The sequence below is a fragment of the Nocardioides sp. genome, from assembly GCF_035481145.1.
Classification (GTDB): Bacteria; Actinomycetota; Actinomycetes; order Propionibacteriales; family Nocardioidaceae; genus Nocardioides.
Genome location: NZ_DATIHB010000087.1, coordinates 1 through 18,883 on the forward strand (window position 1 = coordinate 1; position 18,883 = coordinate 18,883).

The window sequence follows — 18,883 nt, forward strand, 5'->3', positions numbered from 1 at the left end:
GGCTACATCGACAGCGAGTTCGGCGGCTACTACCCCGCGATGACCTGGGCGGTCGCGATGCGCGAGGCGCTCGAGGGCGAGCCGGTCGAGAGCTTCCCGCCGCCGGCGAACGTCGACGGTGACGCGCCGGAGTCCGGCCACGCGCCGAAGCCGACGAGGACCCCGAAGCCGAGCTGTCAGGAAGACCCGAAGCAGAAGCGGTGCAAGGCCACGGCCACGCCGACGAAGACGGCAACCGCCAGCCCGACGCCGACGCTCACGCCGAGCACGCCGCCGAAGAACACCCCGCCGCCGAAGGACCCCTGCAACGACCTCTTCCCGCCGGCCACCTGCAGCCCGTCGCCGACTCCGACCGAGACCGAGACGAGCGGAGGCGCTGACCCGCCGGGCAACGGCAACAACGGCGCGACCACCCAGTGACAGAGCGCGTCCAGCCCTCGCTCGACGACCCGGTCCTGACCGCGTTGAGCGAGGGCATCGGCGGCCCGGTCGGCGGCCACGCCCGGCCGGCGCGTTGGTGGACGCCGGTCCGCGTGGTCCTCGCGCTGGCGGCACTCGCCTTCGCGCTCGGCATGCTCCAGAAGCAGCCCTGCTGGGCTGACGACTGGACCGATGGCCACGAGCGCTACGTCGCGATGTGCTACTCCGACGTGCCCTACCTCTACACCGGGCGCGGCTTCGCCGAGCTGCTCTGGCCGTACGACGACGACGCGGAGGTGCGCGCCAAGTACGAGGTGATGGAGTACCCCGTCGGCATCGCGTACGCCGCGTGGGCGGCCGCCCACGTCTCCCACTGGCTCCTCGGCGACGGCTCGGTCGAGCCGCGGGCCGAGGTGGGTGCCGACCAGGTGCTGCAGCAGCCCGGCGTGCTCCGCGAGCAGCGTGGCTTCGTGGTGGCCACGACCCTGTCGCTCGCGGTCGCGACGCTCGCCGCCGCGTGGGCGCTGGCCCGCGTGCACCGCCGCCGGCCCTACGACGCGGCGCTCTTCGCCGCCTCGCCGGTGCTGGTCGTCAACGCGCTGGTCAACTGGGACCTCCTCGCGGTCGCCCTCGTCGCCGGGGCCCTGCTCGCCTGGAGCCGGCAGCGGCCCGTGCTGACCGGCGTACTGATCGGGCTCGGGGTCGCAACCAAGCTCTATCCGCTCTTCCTGCTCGGCGGCATCGTGGTGATCTGCCTGCGCAGCCGTGCCTGGCGCACGATGCTGACCGTCGCGGCCGCGACGGCCCTCGCGTGGCTGCTCGCCAACCTGCCGGCGATGGCGACCGGCTGGGACGAGTGGATGCACTTCTGGCGGTTCAACGACGAGCGCGGCGCCGACCTGGGCAGCCTCTGGCTGGTGCTCGCGCAGGCCGGCGTGCCGGTGAGTACCGCGCTCGTCAACAACGTGTCACTGGTCGGCTTCGGGCTCTGGTGCCTGGTGGTGCTGGTGATCGGCCTGCGTGCACCGGAGACCCCGCGGCTGGCCCAGCTCGGCTTCCTCGTGGTCGCCGGCTTCCTGGTCTTCAACAAGGTCTACTCGCCGCAGTACGTCCTCTGGCTGCTCCCGCTCGCCGTCATGGCGCGCCCGCGCTGGCGCGACCAGCTGGCCTGGCAGGCGGGCGAGCTCCTCTACTTCGCCAGCGTGTGGTGGTACCTCGACAACCAGCTCGCCTCCGGTGGTGGCACCCAGCCGGTCTTCTACTGGCTGGCGATCATCGTCCGCGTCGCCTGCGAGCTGTGGCTGGTCGCGGTCGTGGTCCGCGACATCCGGCGGCCGGCGTACGACGTGGTGCGGAGGACGGATCCGTCAGCTGACGAGGGTCCGGTCGAAGGTCGTCGTCGCGAGGTGTACGCGTAGCTCGATCTCCTCGCCGATCGACGGCACCTGAGCCTCCTCGGGGAGGAAGACCACCGAGCTCTGGCTGTGCGGCGGCTCGGCGAAGTACCGCTGCTTGCCGTCGACGACGTACGGCGAGCGCACCAGGCCGGCGGCGTCGAGGCTGCCGCGCGCGAGCGACGTGGCGCGCGCCTTGAGGCTGAGGTCGGCGCTGGGCGGCTCGAGCCCGATGCCGTGGGCGAGCCCGCCGGACACCACGAGCAGGTGACCGCGGCGGGGGACCGTGCGGCCCTGCTCGCCGAAGGTCGATCCGCGCTCGAGCCGGTGGAGGTCGAGCACGTGGGCACGCACGGTGAGGGCGTCGGCGTCGCCCAGCCAGAGGTCGTCACCCAGGAGGGGGCGGAGCTCGAGCTCGGGCCAGGCGCCGTGCGCGGCGAGCACCTCCGGCTCACCGAGGTTGGCGACCCAGAACGTGCGCGTGGGCAGGCCGCTCACGAGGACGTCCTGGGCGAGCCGGTGCAGCTCGGTGAGCCGCCCGCCCCCGGCGACCGGGAAGGAGAGCAGCACGCCCTCGAGGGTCGGGCCCGTGGGCGTGCCGACGGCCCGTCGGTCCAGCTCGTGCGCAGCCGCCCGGAGCTCGCGCGCGGAGAGGCCGTGGAGCCGGGTCGAGGTCATCCGGGCCAGCAGGATCCGGGCGCGGGGATCGGCGTCCAGGAGTGCATGCAGGTCCTCGAGCCGGCTGACGGTGTGGACCAGCCGCCCGGGCGCGACGTCCGGGGCGTCGATGAACGGCCGGTACGGCGCCAGCACCAGCAGGTCGCCCTCGAAGAGGCCGGCCACCTGGCGGCACTCGTCGCCCGTGCCCACCGCGAGCACGTCGACCCCGAGCCGCTGCGCCTCGAGCGCGAGCCGGCTGTTGCCCAGCCCGGACCCGTTGCCACGCACGACGGGCACCAGGTCGTGGACGCGCTCCGTGACCGCGGTGAGGTGGTCGCGGAGCCGCGCGCCGTCGACGTACAGCGTCAGCGTCATGCCGCGCAGACTAGGCCGTGGGGGTGTCCGCGCGGCGGCGTGCCGGTGGCGTGGGCGTGACGAACGGCCTTCACAGGCGGTCGCGCAGCCAGCTCATGTCGGCCTGGTGGTCGGTCGCGCCGCCCGGGGTCTCGAGCACGACCGGAGCGCCCGCGTCGCGGATCACGGCGGCGAGCAGGTCGGGGTCGATGTGGCCCGCGCCGAGGTTGGCGTGGCGGTCGGCGCCGGAGTCGAAGGCGTCCCGGCTGTCGTTGGCGTGCACCAGGTCGATGCGGCCGGTGATCGCGCGGACGTCGTCGACGATCGTCTCCAGGGGGTTGCCGCCCGCGTGCGCGTGGCAGGTGTCGAGGCAGAAGCCCACCTGGTCGGCCTGCTCCGTGCCCTCGATGGCGTGCCACACGCCCTTGATCGCCTCGAGGCGGCGGGTCATCGCGTTGTCGCCACCGGCGGTGTTCTCGATCAGGAGGGGGATCTTGATGTCGGTCGCCTCGACGGCCTTGCGCCAGTTGGTGAAGCCGATCTCGGGGTCCTCGTCGTCCTTGAGGTGGCCACCGTGGACGATCAGGCCCTTCGCGCCGATCTCCGCGGCCGCGTCCATGTGCGACTGGAGCAGCTTGCGGCTCGGGATGCGGAGGCGGTTGTTGGTCGTGGCGACGTTGATCAGGTACGGCGCGTGGACGTAGAGGTCCACACCGGCCGCCTCGGCGTCGGCACGCAGCGCCTCGGCACCGCCGGCGTACTGGATGACCGGGCCCTTGTAGCTCTGCGGGTCGCCGAGGAAGAACTGGACGACGTCGGTGCCGCGAGCCTGCGCCTCCGCGATCGGGTCGGTCTGGTCGACGTGGGCTCCAACGCGTGCGGTCATGGGGACGAGTCTAGGAAGGTGGACCGACAGGTGCTTCGCTGCGGACCTGGTGGGCGCGCGCGATTAGGGCGGCGTCCGGCCCGGTTGGTAGCCTTCGCTGTCCCTTGTCGGCATATCCGACGGGGGACATCGCAGTAGCCCTCCTGCCACGGAAATACCGTGGCCGCCGAGTCCAGAGGAGGTGGAGACAGCTATGCGTGCATATGAGGTCATGGTCATTCTCGACCCGAGCCTTGACGAGCGGACCATCGAGCCGTCCCTCGACAAGTACCTGAACGTCATCCGCAACGACGGTGGCACCGTCGACAACGTGGACGTCTGGGGTCGTCGCCGTCTGGCGTACGAGATCAAGAAGAACGAGGAAGGCATCTACGCCGTCCTCCAGCTGAACGCCGAGCCGGCGACCGTGAAGGAGTTCGAGCGTCAGCTCGGCCTGAACGAGTCGATCCTCCGGACCAAGGTCCTCCGCGCCGACGCCTGATCTTCTTCCGTGGCTCACCTCTCGCCTTTTGTCGGTGGTGACCTAGAAGATGGCCCGACACGGACATCCACGAATCAGAAAAGGGACCTGACATGGCAGGCGAGACCGTCATCACGGTAGTTGGCAACCTGGTCGACGACCCGGAGCTCCGCTTCACGCCCTCGGGCGCTGCAGTGGCGAACTTCCGCATCGCGTCGACCCCCCGCACCTTCGACCGCCAGACCAACGAGTGGAAGGACGGCGACGCGCTGTTCCTCTCCTGCTCGGTCTGGCGTCAGGCCGCGGAGAACGTCGCCGAGTCCCTGCAGCGCGGCATGCGTGTCGTTGTGCAGGGCCGCCTGAAGTCGCGGACCTATGAGGACCGCGAGGGTCAGAAGCGGACCGTCTTCGAGATCGAGGTCGAAGAGGTCGGTCCGTCCCTGAAGTACGCAACCGCCAAGGTCGCCCGCGCCACCCGTCAGGGTGGCGGCGGTGGTGGCTTCGGCGGCGGGCAGTCTGCCCCGCAGGGTGGTCCTGCTGGTGGCGGCGCTCCCCAGGACGACCCGTGGGCGACGCCCGCGGCTCCGGCCCAGGGTGGCGGCGGCCAGGCGGGTGGCGGCTGGGGTGCTCCCTCGGCTCCCGCCCCGCAGCAGAACGACCCGTGGGGTGCGCCCGGCGTCGGTGGCGACGAGCCGCCGTTCTGATTCCCCACAGCTGCCCTGCGCAGCTGACGAAACTCATCACCATTCCGGCGTGAGCCGGGCTTCTAGAAGGGAAGCACCACAATGGCGAAGCCTGTTATTCGCAAGCCGAAGAAGAAGGCGAACCCGCTCAAGGCAGCGGGTGTCACCAAGGTCGACTACAAGGACACCGCTCTTCTCCGCAAGTTCATCTCCGACCGCGGCAAGATCCGCGCTCGCCGTGTCACCGGCGTCTCCGTCCAGGAGCAGCGCGACATCGCGACCGCGATCAAGAACGCCCGCGAGATGGCGCTCCTGCCCTACACGTCCACCGGTCGCTGAGAAAGGGGACTGACATGGCGAAGATCATCCTGACCCAGGAAGTCACCGGCCTCGGTTCGGCTGGCGACGTCGTCGAGGTTCGTGGCGGCTACGCCCGCAACTTCCTGCTCCCGCAGGGCTTTGCGATCGCGTGGACCCGCGGTGCCGAGAAGACCGTCGAGTCCATCAAGGCCGCGCGCAACGCGCGTGCCGCCCGCGACCTCGGCCACGCCGAGGAGATCAAGGGCAAGCTCGAGGGCAACGCCGCGACCGTCAAGGTCAAGGCCGGCGCTGAGGGTCGTCTCTTCGGTGCGGTCACCGTCGCCGAGATCGCGACCGCCCTCGAGGCTGTCGCCGGCGAGGGCATCGACAAGCGCGCGATCGCGGTCAAGACCGCCGTCAAGTCGCTCGGTGCCCACACCGTGACGGTCAAGCTGCACGACGACGTCGTGGCCACGGCCACCGTCAACGTCGTCGCCGCCTGACGCAGCGTCTGACGCACAGCAGCCCCGGTCTCCGCGAGGAGGCCGGGGCTGCTGCCATTTCGGGGTGAGGCGCGGCGGGCGCACGGAGGCATCGCCCGCGCCCGCGGGCAGCTGTAAAGCGCAGTTACGTGCACTTCCGCGCCCGTGTACGGGCGCAGAAGTGCCACTGAGCGCGCCGTAGTCGGGCGATCGGTCGCGCGGACGGGGCGTGGCGGCGTTCGTGGTCGGCGGCGCGTACGGGCCGCGGCGTGGCGGCGTACGGGCCGGGGCCGCCGGACTGCTCAGGAGGGCTGGCGGCGGACGGCCCAGTCCCGGCCGGAGTGCAGGAAGCTGAAGACGGTGGCACCGAGCAGCCCGAGCAGGATCAGGACACCGAGCAGCCCCTCGAGGCCCTTCATGTCGGCTCCGTAGACGAGGATCGGGAGGACGGCGGCGCCCGCGTTCATCGCAGCGAGGTACTTCCACCAGAACGACGTGCCGGCCTCCGTGCTCGAGACGCCCGCGACGGCCAGGCAGTAGAGCACCATCCAGCCCAGCGCGGGCAACGAGAGTGCCCAGAGCAGCGAGGCCTCCGAGGCGGAGACCTCCTCGCTGGCGGCGGTGACCGGGTCGATGACCTGCCAGGCGGGTGGCCACTGGGCGACCGCGACCACGAGGGCGAGTCTAGCCGCACCGAGCATCAGCCCGCCGCTCGGCAGCTTCCGCCCGAAGACCCACGTGCCGATCAGGATCAGCACCCAGCCGATCCAGTCGGGCAGCACGTCCCAGCCGTCGACCCGGGGGCTCAGGACGTTGATGACCAGGCCCAGGCCGATCAGGAGCAGGGGCCGGACGACGGGTGTTTCAGCGGTGCTCACCGGGCGAGCGTAGTGCCGATGACCATCCACCGCTCGCCGCGCGCGCGATGGAGCAGTACGCCGGCGCGCGCGGCCATGAAGCCCAGCGCGAAGGCCGCCCACAGCCAGGTGAGCGACGGGGCGAGCAGGGCCAGCGGCGCATAGACGACCAGCGTGAGGAGCCCCGCCACGGCGAGGTAGCGCCCGTCACCGGCGCCGATCAGCACACCGTCGAGCACGAAGACGACGCCGGCAACGGGCTGGGCGAGCGCAGCGACGAGCAGCACCGGCAGCAGCAGGTCGAGCACGTCGGGGTCCTCGGTGAAGAGCCGGCCCAGGAACGGTGAGACCGCCGCGAGGCCGACGCCCGTGACCACCCCGGCCACGACGCCCCACTGCAGCATCCGGGTGGTCAGCGCGCGCACCTCGGACCGGTCGCCCGCACCCAGCGCACGGCCGGTGATGGCCTGGGCGGCGATCGCGATCGCGTCGAGCGCGTACGCCAGGAAGCCCCACACCGCCATCGCGACCTGGTGTGCGGCCAGCCCGGCGTCGGCGCCGCCGTGGTCCGCCGGCAGCGCGGCGACGGCGTACACGGTGAGGAGGAGGGCGGCGCGCAGGGTGAGCGTCCGCACGACCAGGGGTACGCCGGCGCGGCCGGCCGCGCGCACGCCCGGGAGGTCGGGAGCGAGGGCGACACCGGCGCGGCGGGCGCCCCGGGCGACCACGCCGACGAGGAGGGCTGCGGTGGCGACCTGGGCGAGTACCGACCCGAGCGCCGAGCCGAGCAGGCCCAGGCCGTCGAAGGGGCCGACGCCGTAGACCAGCACGACGTTGAGCAGGATGTTCAGGATGTTGCCGGCGACGGCGGCCACGAGTGGGGTCCGGGTGTCCTGCAGGCCGCGGAGCACGCCGGTGGCAGCGAGCATCAGCAGCAGTGGTGTCGTCCCGATGGCCGCGATCCGGAGGTAGTCCGCCGCCGGCCCGGCGACCTGCTCGCTGGCGCCGAGCATCCGGACGAGCGTCGGGGCCAGGGGCCAGGCCGCGGCGGTGACCGGGAGACCGATCGCAACAGCCAGCCCCAGGCCGTCGATGCCTCCAGCGAGCGCACCTGCCGTGTCGCCGGCGCCGACGCGGCGAGCGACCGACGCGGTGGTGCCGTAGGCGAGGAAGACACAGAGGCCGACGAGGGTCGTCATCAGCGCGCCGGCGATGCCGGCGGCCGCGAGCTCAGGGGTGCCGAGGTGACCCACGACCACCGCATCGGAGAGGACGAAGAGCGGCTCCGCGACGAGGGCGAGGAAGGCCGGCCAGGCGAGGCGCAGGATCTCGGCGTCGGTCCCTCTGCGCCGCGGCCGTGGTGCCGCGCGGTCGTCGGGGTGCCTGCTCACCCCGCGACCGTATCCGTGCAGGTCAGCCGCGTGTCGGGTCGGCCCTGCAGGAACGCGCCGGGGACCGGTGGAGAAGCTGTGAATACCGATGAGTCACTTGGTCATTGTCGACAAGGCAACATGGCGTCCGGTCTGACGAGGTGCGCCGGAGACACGCCGGAAACTGATTTCCGTCCACAGGTGTGGATGCGCGTTTACGCAGGTCAGATGGCCCATACCAAGGGTAGGCGAAGGTTTCTCCACAGGCTTCTCCGCAGGCAGTGCACATCGTGCGCGCGTGTCGTCCACGGTTTCCCCCGCTTCTCCACATGGCCTGTGGATAACCTCCGGTCAATTCTTTGGGGGATGTCGGGGGCAGGGCCTACGGTCAGCCCATGAGCGTGACCGAGTACGACGATGTTCCGCCGGCGCCCGAGCCCGCGGACACGTGGGGCGACGGCCCCGCGTCGTACGAGCCGGGTGAGGCGCCACGCCGCCCCGGCGACCGCACGCCGCCGCAGGACAACGCGGCCGAGCAGAGCGTCCTGGGCTCGATGCTGCTGTCGAAGGACACGATCGCCGAGGTCGGTGAGATCCTCCGCGGCGTCGACTTCTACCGCCCCGCGCACGAGGTCATCTACGACACGATCGTCGACCTCAACCTGAGTCGCGGCGAGCCTGCCGACCCGATCACCGTCGCCAACGAGCTCGGCCGCAAGGGCGAGCTGGAGCGCATCGGCGGCGCGCCGTACCTCCACACGCTCGCGGCCAACGTGCCGATCGCGGCCAACGCGATGTACTACGCCGAGATCGTCAAGGAGAAGGCGGTCCTGCGGCGCATGGTCACCGCCGGCACCAAGATCGTCCAGCTCGGCTACGCGGGCGAGGGTGAGATCGCGGGCCTCGTCGACCAGGCCCAGGCTGAGGTCTACGGCCTGGCTGACGGCAGCCGCAAGGAGGACTACGTCCCCCTCGGCGACGTGATGGAGGGCGTCCTCGACGAGATCGAGGCGATCGGCAACCGTGAGGCCGGTGTCTACGGCGTGCCGACCGGCTTCGCCGAGTTCGACGAGCTGACCAACGGCCTCCACGCCGGTCAGATGATCATCGTCGCGGCCCGTCCTGCGATGGGTAAGTCGACGCTCGCCCTCGACTTCTGCCGCGCCGCGTCGATCCACAACAACCTGACCAGCTGCTTCTTCAGCCTCGAGATGAACCGCTCGGAGATCACCATGCGTCTCCTGAGCGCCGAGGCGAAGGTGCCGCTCAACCACATCCGCACCGGTCAGATGACCGACGACGACTGGGCGAAGATCGCGCGGAAGATGGGCGAGGTCTCCTCGGCGCCGTTCTTCATCGACGACTCGCCCAACATGACGATGATGGAGATCCGCGCGAAGGCGCGCCGGCTCAAGCAGAAGCACGACCTCAAGCTCATCGTGATCGACTACATGCAGCTGATGAGCTCGGGCAAGAAGGTCGAGTCGCGCCAGCTCGAGGTCTCGGAGTTCTCCCGCAACATCAAGCTCCTCGCCAAGGAGCTCGAGGTCCCGATCATCGCGCTGTCACAGCTCAACCGTGGCCCCGAGCAGCGCGCCGACAAGCGCCCTGCCGTCTCCGACCTCCGTGAGTCCGGCTCCCTCGAGCAGGACGCCGACATGGTCATCCTGCTCCACCGCGACGACGTCTACGAGCGCGAGTCGACCCGTCCCGGCGAGGCCGACATCATCGTGGCCAAGCACCGCAACGGCCCGACCCGCGACATCGTCGTGGCCTTCCAGGGCCACTACTCGCGCTTCGTCGACATGCAGCGCTGAGTCGCGCCGTTGTCGAGATGCAGCGAATTTTTGCAAACCGACGCAACATCTTTCAACACTGGATCCATCTACTTTGGCGAGGGGATCAGCGGACCTCGGACGCAGCAGCACCTGACCGCGTGCATCACACCTGTGGATGTCGGGCTCCGTCGGTACGATGGGGACCGAGGTTGGTTACACCGATGTAGTTCGATCGGATTGCCGACCACAACCGAATACAGCAAGCCCCGACCTCCGGGGTGAGCCGGCGATCGGGGCCTGGATACAAGCGGCTAACTTGTCTGGGAACCGTAGCAGGCGACCGTGGCGAGCTCCCAGATGGAGCCCAGCGCGGAAGCCTGCGATGTCGAGGGCTCGGCGACTGTGTTTGGAGAAAGCTCCGACATGGCGAAGCCGCCACCGAACCATCAGAAGCCCTGGTCCTCCGAGGACGATCAGGCCCTCCGCCGCTTGGCGAAGGAGAACACCCCGACCCGGGTCATGGGACTCAAGCTCGGCCGCACCGAAGGTGCCGTCGAGTCTCACGCTTCCGAGATCGGCGTCAGCCTCAAGCCGACCAACCAGTCGCCGTACGGCACCAAGGGGAAGTGACCGCCGTGGCGACGATGACGAAGCACCGCGTTCGCGCCATGGTCGTCTGTCGACGTGGCCACGAGCATGAGGTCTGTATCCAGGTATCTCGTGAGGTCCACCCCAACCTGAGGTGCCTTCCCGACGCCAGCCCGGGATTCGGACCCGGTGGCGGCGGCTGCGTTCTGCCGCACAACCTCGACGAGCTCGCCCAGCGCGAGCTTCGTGATCACTACCAGGAGTCGGTCCGCCGAGGCTGGCTGCTGATCGCGGCCTGACCCAACGTCGGATCGCCCTGCCAGCTCACACCGTTGGCCGGGCGATCCGACGTCCACGGCGGATCCGCGGATTCTGACGGTCGGCACTGCAAAGATGGGACGACTGTCCCGAAGCACCTCGAACGCTGCAGCTGCACGGCCGACGATCTGGACGCCATCAGCATCGCCGTCCAGATTCACGCCATCCGCCTCTCCGAAGATCTGGTGCCTGTGGAGAACGCGAACCAGGACGACCGATCGGGCCACCATGAGCAGATCGTTATCAGCCCGGGAAGTGAACAGCCGAGACAGCTGAGAGGAGGCCGACATGCCGACCGATGACGACCCCGACAGCTCTGCCGAGCCTCGGGCGACGCAGCCCCTCTTCGTCGTCCTCAGCCCGACGGCATCAGCGTCATCCTCGACTTCGCCACGCCCGGCCCGTTCGGCGACTTCGCGTTCACCGCCCGCATCCCCGAACCCGGTGGCACCGTACGTGAACGCGCCTACGGCGCGCACCACACCGAGGAGGCCGAGATCTTCGTCGAGTTCCTCCAGCACTGGTCCCGCGTCGCCGAACCCGACGACATCCTCGGTGGCCTCGACCGAGCCGACGCCGTCCTTCGCTTCCTCACCGACGACCTTCAACCGACCACCCGGTCCGAGTACGACTTCAGCGACCTCCTGCACCGCGGCATCGAGCCACTCGCAGCCATGAACTTCCTGCCGGCTGACCACGAGCACAGCGACGAACGAGGAGACACCATCGCCCTCTCGCCGCGCGGGACCGACCTGGTGTGGATCAGCCCGCGCACTACGTTCACCGTCCCGCCCAGCCACCTCTGGGTGTTCATGACCGGGATGATGTGGCGCACCTACGACCACGACGGCGTCCCGCTCTCCCGGCTCAACACCGGCGCCTATGACGCCGCCATCACCACCTTCCGCCGGGCGATACACAACCGGGGCGAGGCGCAACTCGAGGCATCGGCGACAGGTGGCGGCGAAGCCCCGGGCGAGAATGCGATGCGACTCGCGAGCTCGTCGCGGAGCTATGCGACCTCCTCGGCGCCAAGCTGGTCGCCTATCTGAGCTCCGCGGCAGACACGCGCACCCTTCGCGCCTGGGCCGACCCGACCGTCGCGCGCCGCCGAATGACGTCGTCGACCGACTACGCGTCGCCCACCAGGCGGCGTCCCTTCTCGGCCAGAAGGACTCCGCCCCGGTGATCCAGGCATGGTTCCAAGGCCGCAATCCGTACCTCGACGACGTCGCGCCAGCACACGCGCTCCGCAACGGCGAATTCGATGGTGGCGGAGCCAACGTCGTGGCCGCAGCTCGCGCCTTCGCTGGTAGGTCATCAGAGATGTGAGCGAACGACCGGAGCGACGGCATCGAAGAGCTCGATCAGCTGAGCCGCAAATTCACCATCGTGCTTGCGGAGGAACGGCGCAGCACCGTCCACCTTGCTGACGGCCTCACGCGCGATCCGAATCTGCTCGGCAGTGAGCCTCGTTGCGTCGGCAGGTCGACTCGACTCGCCGATGCCGGGCGCCTTCTCGTAGGGGGCGTAACGCTCGCTGAGGATCGCGACCTGTTCCTTGTAATGATCCAAGCGTGACTCGAGGCGCCGCTTCACTTCTGCCGTGGCTCGACGACACTCATCGTCGTGATAATCCCGCGGGCGTCCCCGTCCGCCACGGCGCTGGATGACCTCATCACACCGTGGGTTGGCGCATTCCGCAGTCTGGACGTCTCGGTCCGATGCCTCATCCAGCCGGGTGACCGTCGCCTTCGACATCCAAGACCTCCAATAAATCGCGCGAAAACAACATAACGCTTCGCGCAGGTCAGACTGGGGATGCATGAGGGTCGACACGCCGCACGGTGGTGCCGACGCGCCCGCACCGAGCCAGATCAAATCGCGTGAAAATCTTCGGGCCCAAACTGTCATCCAACGCAGTGCGGGCGCCTGGTCTAGCCACCAGACGCCCGCGGCACGCGAGGTGATCGCATGCGACTTGCACCTGCATCTCATCACCGGACGAGCCAGACCCACAAGATGAGATCCCGCAGGAGAAGACCATGAGCAACAACAACCGCAGGCACGTCGTCCCCAACCAGAATGGCGGCTGGGACGTCCGTGCTCCCGGCGCCCAGCGTTCCAGTGCCCACACCGACACCCAGGCCGACGCGGTACGCCGCGCCGGAGAGATCGTCGGCAACGCCGGCGGCGGCGAGGTCGTCATCCACCGCCGCGACGGCCACATCCGCGACTCCGACACCATCGCGCCCGGCAACGACCCCAACCCTCCGCGCGACAGGAAGTGAGCGCCGGATCATGCAGCACCTCTACTTCGACCTGAAGCAGCAGAAGAAGGGCGCAGTTGCCGTCGTCACCCTCGACAAGCAGGCGAACGTCCGCTTGATGACCGCGAGCAACTACCACGCCCTGAAGGCCGGCCGCCGCTTTTCCTTCCACGGCGGCCGCGCCACCAGATCGCCCGTCCGCCTCCCGATCCCCAACAGCGGCCACTGGTTTGTCGTCGTCGACCTCGGTGGCCTCGCTGGGCGAGTCCGAGCGAGTGTCGCGGTTCAGCCGCCTTCGCCCGGCATGCTGCCCCCGATCCGCGAACGAAGCCCGATCGGCGACGTCCAGGTTCGCGAGCCCGTCGAGCCCGACGGAGACACCTTGGGCGGTCAAACCTGGGACGTCTTCATCTCCCACGCCAGCGAGGACAAGGAGACCATCGCCGTTCCGCTGAGGGATGCCCTCGTCGACCTCGGTGTCAGCGTGTGGCTCGATAAGACAGAACTGACCGTCGGCGACAGCCTCCGTCGAAAGATCGACCAGGGGATCCGGACGAGCCGCTTCGGGATCGTGATCCTCTCCGAACGGTTCTTCGCCAAGGGGTGGACCAACCATGAGCTCGACGGCCTCGTCACCCGGACCGTCGCTGGCGAGCAGACCCTCCTGCCCATCTGGCACAACCTCACCGGCGACCGGGTGCGCGCCTACAGTCCGTCGCTGGCCGACAAGGTCGCCCTGACGACGGACTCGATGGCGGTGGAGGAGATGGCCGAGCAGATCGCCGCCGTGATTCGCGCGCAGGGTGAGGACGCGGCGTGACTACCGCAGTCGACGCTGAGCCGCTCCGGGACCTCGAACGAGGCACGGCCGCATCTCAAGCAACTTCCCGGAGACGAGCCCGAGCACCGCACGGACTACTGATGCGGAGAGCGCTTGACCTTCGTGACGAATTGCCGACAGGGCGCCGGCGAAGTGAGATCTCGAGACGCAGTGGCTACGTGCAGGCTGTCGTCGGCGCGACCGTCACCGTCTGCGGAGTCGTGATCCTGGCAACGATTGACCCGGGGTGGAACTGGGCTTGGCGCACTTGGAGCTGGCCTCGGCCCAGCCATCCTCCTGCTAGGCGTCACAGACCTCTTGAACAAGGGCGACAACGGAGTCAGGCGCGTCGCACGGCTGTTGCGGGTGGTTCGTCTCACCGGGTGGTTCCTCATGATCACGCTGGTCGTGTTGGATCTCTTCCTCTCACTTCTCGCCGTTGGTCTGCTGGCCGTCGCTGTGTTTCAGGGACAGTGGTCGCAATCGGTTGAGTCCCTGCTGGCTAGTGCGGCACTGGTGGCGGCCATGGCCTTGGGCGTTGCCTTGATGGTCCGGGTTGCCGAGCTCCCGGTCGTTCCTCTGGCCCGCATCTCCTGGTGGCGCGAGCTCGGGAATCTTCAGCAGCTCACGCACGTGGCCATCGCCGTGACATTCGTGGGAACCGCGGTCGCCTTCGGGCTGCGAGACGCAGGAGGGGCGGTGATCGCAATGGTCGGTCTGGCGACCGTACTCCTGGGCTGGGGTCGGGCCGATCGGATCGCCACGGACGAAGGAATCCGGCGTCTCGCCGAGGCCGCCGATGCCGTCTCAGCCGCCCTCCGTCCCTTGGTCACCAACCCGCCTGCTGAACGCGATGCTGTCTGCGAGGCGATCCACGACGTCGCCATCAGCGCCCTCGCGGCGCTCGAGCTTGCCTGCTTCCGACACATGCGACGCGGTCTGGCCCCCGCGGCCCCTCGCTACCTCGTCGACATCGAACTCCTCGCCGTCATCCGAGCCTGCAAGGTGGCGCTGACGTCCGAACCGTTCGAGCACGTCTCGGCGCCGCTGACCGCAGCGGCCGCACGGATGCTCAGTTCGATGCAACGACCGCAACTCGAGCGCGAAGTCCTGGTCTTTGTGGCTGACCTCCGCCGCTTGGCAACCTTGGCCCCGGATCGGCTGGGGGCCTCATGAGCCGACGGTTCGGCAGGAACTGTCGGTGGTACCGAATAGCTTGCTCGCGGGCAGATCGCCGCAATCAGGAGAGGGAGACGCACGATGCGCATCGAATCGGCCACGGTTAGCAACTTCCGTTGTGTCCGTGACACAGGCGAGTTCGAGATCGAGGATGAGAAGACGATCCTCGTCGGCATCAACGAGGCGGGAAAGACCGCCGTGCTCAAGGCCCTCCAGTACGCCAGTCCCACTGACGACACGAGGAAGATCGACTGGCTGTTCGATGCTCCTGCCGGCATGGTTGACGACATCCGGCGAGGCAACCTTGACACGGCGAACCTTCCTGTCGCCAAGGTCGTCATGCGGCCCGAGGCCAAGGACCTCGAAGGGCTGACCCTGCCCGACGGCGCTGACCGCATCAGGCTAGAGATGACTGCCCTGCTGACCGGCAAGAGGACCTACACGGTGCGTGGCCTGCCGTCCGCGCCCATGCTAGGAGACGCAGACAAGGCCATCGTGCGTCTCGCCGCTGCCATGAGCAAGCAGACCAACGAGGACGCGAAGACTGCAGCCAAGGCCCTCATCGAATGGAAGGACTCGCTGTCCGACACGACGGCGATCAAGGGTCAGGTTGCCGCCGACCTCAAGACGCATCTCGACGCAACGCTGCCCCTGTTCAGCGACGGGTCAGCCGCCGAAAGCCACTGGGATGAGCTGAGTGCCGTGCGGAAGAAGGCCGTCGCTCTCGACCAGGTTGGCGAACACCTCCTCGGCAAGATGCCGCCCTTCGTCTACTACTCCTCATACTTCTCCGTACGGCCACGCATCCACCTCAACCGCCTCGCCGAGCGTGAAGCAACCGGCGAGATCGACATGGACTACGACTTCGGCAACCTCCAGCTGTTGAAGTTCCTCGGGTTCACCGCGAAGGAACTCTCAGAGATGGAGTCCGACCAACCGACGAAGCCGCACAACTACGACACAGATGTCAGCGCGCAGACCCAGTACAACGAAGCGCTTGCCGCGCACGAGCGGAGGGTCACGGAACGTAAGCGAGCCCTGCAGGCAGCTGGCGCGCGCCTGACGCAGGAGATCCGCAAGGTATGGAACGACGAGACCCTCACGCTGCGGCTCGACGTGGACGGCCAATACCTGCAGACGCTGGTCGAAGACGACCTCGGCATTCCAGTCGAACTTGACCAGCGCAGCGAAGGTTTCCGCTGGCTCGTGTCCTTCTTTGTCGTCTTTCACGCGCAAGCACGTGACAACCTCCGTGACGCGGTCCTGCTGCTCGACGAGCCCGGACTGAGCCTCCACGCCCTCAAGCAGCAGGAGTTCCGCAAGACGGTCTCCCGCCTCGCCGAGGGCAACCAGATCATCTATACGACCCATTCCCCGTTCATGGTCGGCTCGGACGAACTCGATCTCGTTCGTATCGTCGAGATGACTGACCGCCAGACCGGAACAAAGGTCCACACCCGGCTCGCGGTGGACGACCCAAAGTCCATCTACCCGCTCCAGGCAGCCCTTGGCTACGATCTTGCTCAGAGCTTGTTCAGCCACCAGAAGAACTTGGTCGTCGAAGGCGTCACCGACCTGCTCTACGTCGAAGCCCTGAACACCGCTTTCGCCGAGGTCGGATCCGACCATTTGGAGGACGGTGTCGCACTCGTCCCCGCAGGAAGCGCGAGCAAGGTCGTCTACTACAGCACCGTCCTGACCACTCAGAACCTCAAGGTCGCTGCGCTCCTCGACTCCGACGCCGCAGGCGACAAGGCTGCTGAGCAAGAGGCGCTCTGGCAACTGCTGACCAGCAAACGAATCCTCCGCACGGGCGATCACATCGGAACGGTCCACCGCGCGGAGATTGAAGACCTGCTGCGCGAGACGCTCGCTCGGATCGCCAAGAGTGAGTGCGGGTGGGACAGCACAGCAACGATCGTTGCGCAGCCTGCCCGACCGATCATGGAGATTCTCCAGGCGGAACACCCTGAGGCCTCGAAGTGGAAGCTGGCGCGCGCTTTCGTTCGCTGGCTCGCTGCCAGAGGCACCGACGCCCTGACCGCCGACGAGATGACCGCCTGGGCCTCGCTGGCCAAGGCCATCAACAAGGCGCTCGCCTGATTCCAAGTCGGTTGTCTACTTTGACGAACTGCAATGGAGGCGACGCTTTCGTCTAAGTTGCTCGCGGCGCCTTCGTCAATCTTCGCTGCATCTCAACACATTTGTCGAGATGCAGCGAATATGAGGCGATCGACCTTTCGCCTCAAGAACACTGCAACCGTAGACATGGAGGCGCCGCCAGCCGCGTCGGAGTGTCCAGCGCGGCCGACGACGGGTGAGCATCTCGGGCTGGGCGACTCCGGCGCGCGACGTCAATCGCCTCGCCGACCAGATTTCGCACAGTTCGGGCGTGCGCTTGGCCCTCCGGCGGAGCCTGACGATGGGAGCGAGGGTTGAGTCATCGCCGGGCCGCCGTCGGTCATTTTCTGGAAGATCCCCCGGGCGTGGGGCTCGTGCCACCAACGCCGGGGATCGGGGCCGGGAGCTCAAGCACGCTCGACCGGCGCAGGCGATGCATCAGGTAGGCGGTGCCGAGGCGAGTGCGGCCAAACCCCTCGAGGGGGTTGAAGCCGAGCGTTGCCGTGATCACATCGAGTCGACCTTGCATCGTGCTGTGGTGGATCGCGAGCGCCCGCGCCGCCTCGCGCACCGATTGCGTCGTGACGATCGCGCCGACCGTCTCAAGTCCCCACGGATGCTCGGCGACGGTGGCCAGGCAGTCGGCGTCGCCGTGGTGCGCGTCGTCGCCGGCCTCCGCCAGGAGTTCGATGAGGCCACCGTAGGCGTCGGCGACCACCAGCGGTTCCTCGGGCGGAAGGCACAGCCGCAGCGCGACCGTCGCCGTACGAAAGGAACGATCCAGGGCATCGATGCCCGCGGCCACGCCTATCCCGCAAGGCGAGGCCTCGAACGGCTCGTACCGATCTGGCACGACGACCGCGTGGATCGGCCCGAAACGGGTCCCGATGACATCCTCCGGGCCTCCGGGCCGGCCCTGCCAGACTGCGAACAAGGGCGCGACGACCACCCGGTAGCGCCGGGCAGCCACGAGTCCGAGCGCACTCACGGCGCTCAGCCGCTCGTCAGGCGAGGATTCGCGGTCGACCAACACGCCGAGGTGGCGGCGGTTGTCGACCTCGCGGGCTCCGCGGCCATGCCGGATCCGGACCGCGAGGGCGAGCCGTTCGAGGACGATGGCGTCGTTCGGCCATGGATCGCCCTCGCGCTCCAGCCACACCAGAATGCCGTCGGCCAGCGTCGTGCTGAAGTCCGGCCGCACCTCGGGCGCGGGCATCTTGGCGAACTCCCCCTTCGTCGTGATCCGCAGCGCGCGCGGGGGGTCGCACTGCCGGAAGCCCGCGGTACAGCCGGCCAGCGACGCGGCTGCCGCCAGCAGGGCGCGAGTGTTGACGTGGCCGACGATCAACTCGTCGAAGCAGGCGATCACGCGCAGCCCGAGGCATGCGCTGGGGTCGAGCCGGGAGATCCGGCCAAGCAGCTCCTGCACGGGCTCAGTCCCCCAGCACCTTCTCGACCCAGGTGTTGCGGGTCCGGATCATGGTGCGTCCGACGTTGGTGTGGGGGGCGAAGATGTCGCACGCGTGGAACGCGCCGGCCCACACATGGAGCTCTGCGTCCCCGCCCGCCCGCCAGATCCGGTCGGCATAGTCGATGGCTTCGTCGCGGAAGATCTCCGCAGCACCGACGCCGATGAACGCAGGTGGGAGACCACCGAGGTCGGTGGCACGGGACGGAGCGGCGTACGGCGACACCAGCTCACCGCCCCGCCGATCCCCGAGGAGGGCCCGCCACCCGGTCTCGTTGCTGATCCGATCCCAGACACCGATGCCGTCGAACTGGCCGGTCGACGCGGTGATGCCCCGGTCGTCGAGCATCGGATAGTCGAGCACCTGACCGCACAGCCGTGGGCCGCCGCGGTCACGCGCGGCCAACGCGACGCCCGCCGCTAGGCCTCCGCCGGCGCTGGCGCCGGCGACCAGGATCCGGTCCGGCCGCACGCC

General features: G+C 68.6%; 19 protein-coding genes and 1 pseudogene. 12 read left to right on the forward strand and 8 right to left on the reverse strand.

Features of this window, described 5'->3' with window-relative positions:
* A pseudogene (locus VLF38_RS07500) lies at positions 1-420 on the forward strand (hypothetical protein); the annotation flags it as partial.
* Positions 417-1,838, forward strand: coding sequence for a glycosyltransferase family 87 protein (locus tag VLF38_RS07505; protein WP_325270653.1), 1,422 nt, complete (start codon positions 417-419; stop codon positions 1,836-1,838). The pseudogene VLF38_RS07500 and the gene VLF38_RS07505, both read left to right, overlap by 4 nt.
* On the opposite strand, the gene VLF38_RS07510 is transcribed toward VLF38_RS07505, so the two are convergent.
* Together VLF38_RS07510 and VLF38_RS07515 are read right to left on the reverse strand one after the other, a co-directional pair.
* On the reverse strand, positions 1,788-2,849 hold the full coding sequence (locus VLF38_RS07510) for an alanine racemase (RefSeq protein WP_325270654.1): 1,062 nt from the start codon (positions 2,847-2,849) through the stop codon (positions 1,788-1,790). The genes VLF38_RS07505 and VLF38_RS07510 overlap by 51 nt on opposite strands.
* A gap of 70 nt (positions 2,850-2,919) precedes the next feature.
* Positions 2,920-3,714, reverse strand: coding sequence for a deoxyribonuclease IV (locus VLF38_RS07515; RefSeq protein ID WP_325270655.1), 795 nt, complete (start codon positions 3,712-3,714; stop codon positions 2,920-2,922).
* Positions 3,715-3,907: 193 nt separating this feature from the next.
* On the opposite strand from VLF38_RS07515, the gene rpsF reads away from it, so the two are divergent.
* From rpsF to rplI, 4 genes are all read left to right on the forward strand, one after another.
* The gene (gene rpsF, locus VLF38_RS07520) at positions 3,908-4,195 is read left to right on the forward strand and encodes a 30S ribosomal protein S6 (RefSeq protein ID WP_107701203.1); all 288 of its coding nucleotides are present in this window, start codon (positions 3,908-3,910) and stop codon (positions 4,193-4,195) included.
* Between the two features lie 92 nt (positions 4,196-4,287).
* Positions 4,288-4,878: a single-stranded DNA-binding protein gene (locus VLF38_RS07525; RefSeq protein ID WP_325270656.1), complete on the forward strand. Its 591-nt coding sequence runs from the start codon at positions 4,288-4,290 to the stop codon at positions 4,876-4,878.
* Between the two features lie 81 nt (positions 4,879-4,959).
* Positions 4,960-5,196, forward strand: a complete 237-nt coding sequence (gene rpsR / locus VLF38_RS07530; protein ID WP_107701205.1) for a 30S ribosomal protein S18 — start codon at positions 4,960-4,962, stop codon at positions 5,194-5,196.
* Positions 5,197-5,210: 14 nt separating this feature from the next.
* The gene (gene rplI / locus VLF38_RS07535) at positions 5,211-5,660 is read left to right on the forward strand and encodes a 50S ribosomal protein L9 (RefSeq protein WP_325270657.1); all 450 of its coding nucleotides are present in this window, start codon (positions 5,211-5,213) and stop codon (positions 5,658-5,660) included.
* 281 nt (positions 5,661-5,941) lie between these two features.
* Here rplI and VLF38_RS07540 read toward each other — a convergent pair whose 3' ends face one another.
* The gene (locus VLF38_RS07540; RefSeq protein ID WP_325270658.1) at positions 5,942-6,517 is read right to left on the reverse strand and encodes a hypothetical protein; all 576 of its coding nucleotides are present in this window, start codon (positions 6,515-6,517) and stop codon (positions 5,942-5,944) included.
* Positions 6,514-7,887 (reverse strand): MATE family efflux transporter, encoded by a 1,374-nt coding sequence (locus VLF38_RS07545; RefSeq protein ID WP_325270659.1) that lies wholly within the window; start codon positions 7,885-7,887, stop codon positions 6,514-6,516. The genes VLF38_RS07540 and VLF38_RS07545 overlap by 4 nt, the downstream gene beginning before the upstream one ends.
* A 374-nt stretch (positions 7,888-8,261) precedes the next feature.
* Here VLF38_RS07545 and dnaB point away from each other — a divergent pair, with 374 nt between their 5' ends.
* Positions 8,262-9,683 carry a replicative DNA helicase gene (dnaB, locus tag VLF38_RS07550; RefSeq protein WP_325270660.1) on the forward strand — a complete coding sequence of 474 codons (1,422 nt, stop codon included), beginning with the start codon at positions 8,262-8,264 and terminating at the stop codon, positions 9,681-9,683.
* A gap of 521 nt (positions 9,684-10,204) precedes the next feature.
* Here the strand turns inward: dnaB and VLF38_RS07555 are convergent.
* Positions 10,205-11,200, reverse strand: a complete 996-nt coding sequence (locus VLF38_RS07555) for a hypothetical protein (RefSeq protein WP_325270661.1) — start codon at positions 11,198-11,200, stop codon at positions 10,205-10,207.
* A 24-nt stretch (positions 11,201-11,224) separates the two neighbouring features.
* Between VLF38_RS07555 and VLF38_RS07560 the strand changes: the two genes are divergently transcribed.
* The gene (locus VLF38_RS07560; protein ID WP_325270662.1) at positions 11,225-11,602 is read left to right on the forward strand and encodes a hypothetical protein; all 378 of its coding nucleotides are present in this window, start codon (positions 11,225-11,227) and stop codon (positions 11,600-11,602) included.
* 268 nt (positions 11,603-11,870) lie between these two features.
* Here VLF38_RS07560 and VLF38_RS07565 read toward each other — a convergent pair whose 3' ends face one another.
* Positions 11,871-12,311, reverse strand: a complete 441-nt coding sequence (locus tag VLF38_RS07565) for a hypothetical protein (protein ID WP_325270663.1) — start codon at positions 12,309-12,311, stop codon at positions 11,871-11,873.
* 284 nt (positions 12,312-12,595) lie between these two features.
* Here VLF38_RS07565 and VLF38_RS07570 point away from each other — a divergent pair, with 284 nt between their 5' ends.
* From VLF38_RS07570 to VLF38_RS07585, 4 genes are all read left to right on the forward strand, one after another.
* On the forward strand, positions 12,596-12,841 hold the full coding sequence (locus VLF38_RS07570; RefSeq protein WP_325270664.1) for a DUF2188 domain-containing protein: 246 nt from the start codon (positions 12,596-12,598) through the stop codon (positions 12,839-12,841).
* A gap of 10 nt (positions 12,842-12,851) precedes the next feature.
* Entirely contained in the window at positions 12,852-13,640 is a 789-nt protein-coding gene (locus VLF38_RS07575; RefSeq protein ID WP_325270665.1) for a DUF1883 domain-containing protein, read from the forward strand.
* A gap of 318 nt (positions 13,641-13,958) precedes the next feature.
* Positions 13,959-14,816, forward strand: a complete 858-nt coding sequence (locus VLF38_RS07580) for a hypothetical protein (protein ID WP_325270666.1) — start codon at positions 13,959-13,961, stop codon at positions 14,814-14,816.
* An 84-nt stretch (positions 14,817-14,900) separates the two neighbouring features.
* A complete protein-coding gene (locus tag VLF38_RS07585; RefSeq protein WP_325270667.1) occupies positions 14,901-16,922 on the forward strand; it encodes an AAA family ATPase in 2,022 nt (673 codons plus the stop codon).
* A 358-nt stretch (positions 16,923-17,280) separates the two neighbouring features.
* Here VLF38_RS07585 and VLF38_RS07590 read toward each other — a convergent pair whose 3' ends face one another.
* Entirely contained in the window at positions 17,281-18,369 is a 1,089-nt protein-coding gene (locus VLF38_RS07590; protein ID WP_325270668.1) for a helix-turn-helix domain-containing protein, read from the reverse strand.
* Positions 18,370-18,373: 4 nt separating this feature from the next.
* Positions 18,374-18,883 (reverse strand): alpha/beta hydrolase (locus tag VLF38_RS07595; protein ID WP_325270669.1); only part of this gene is annotated, 510 nt, incomplete at its 5' end.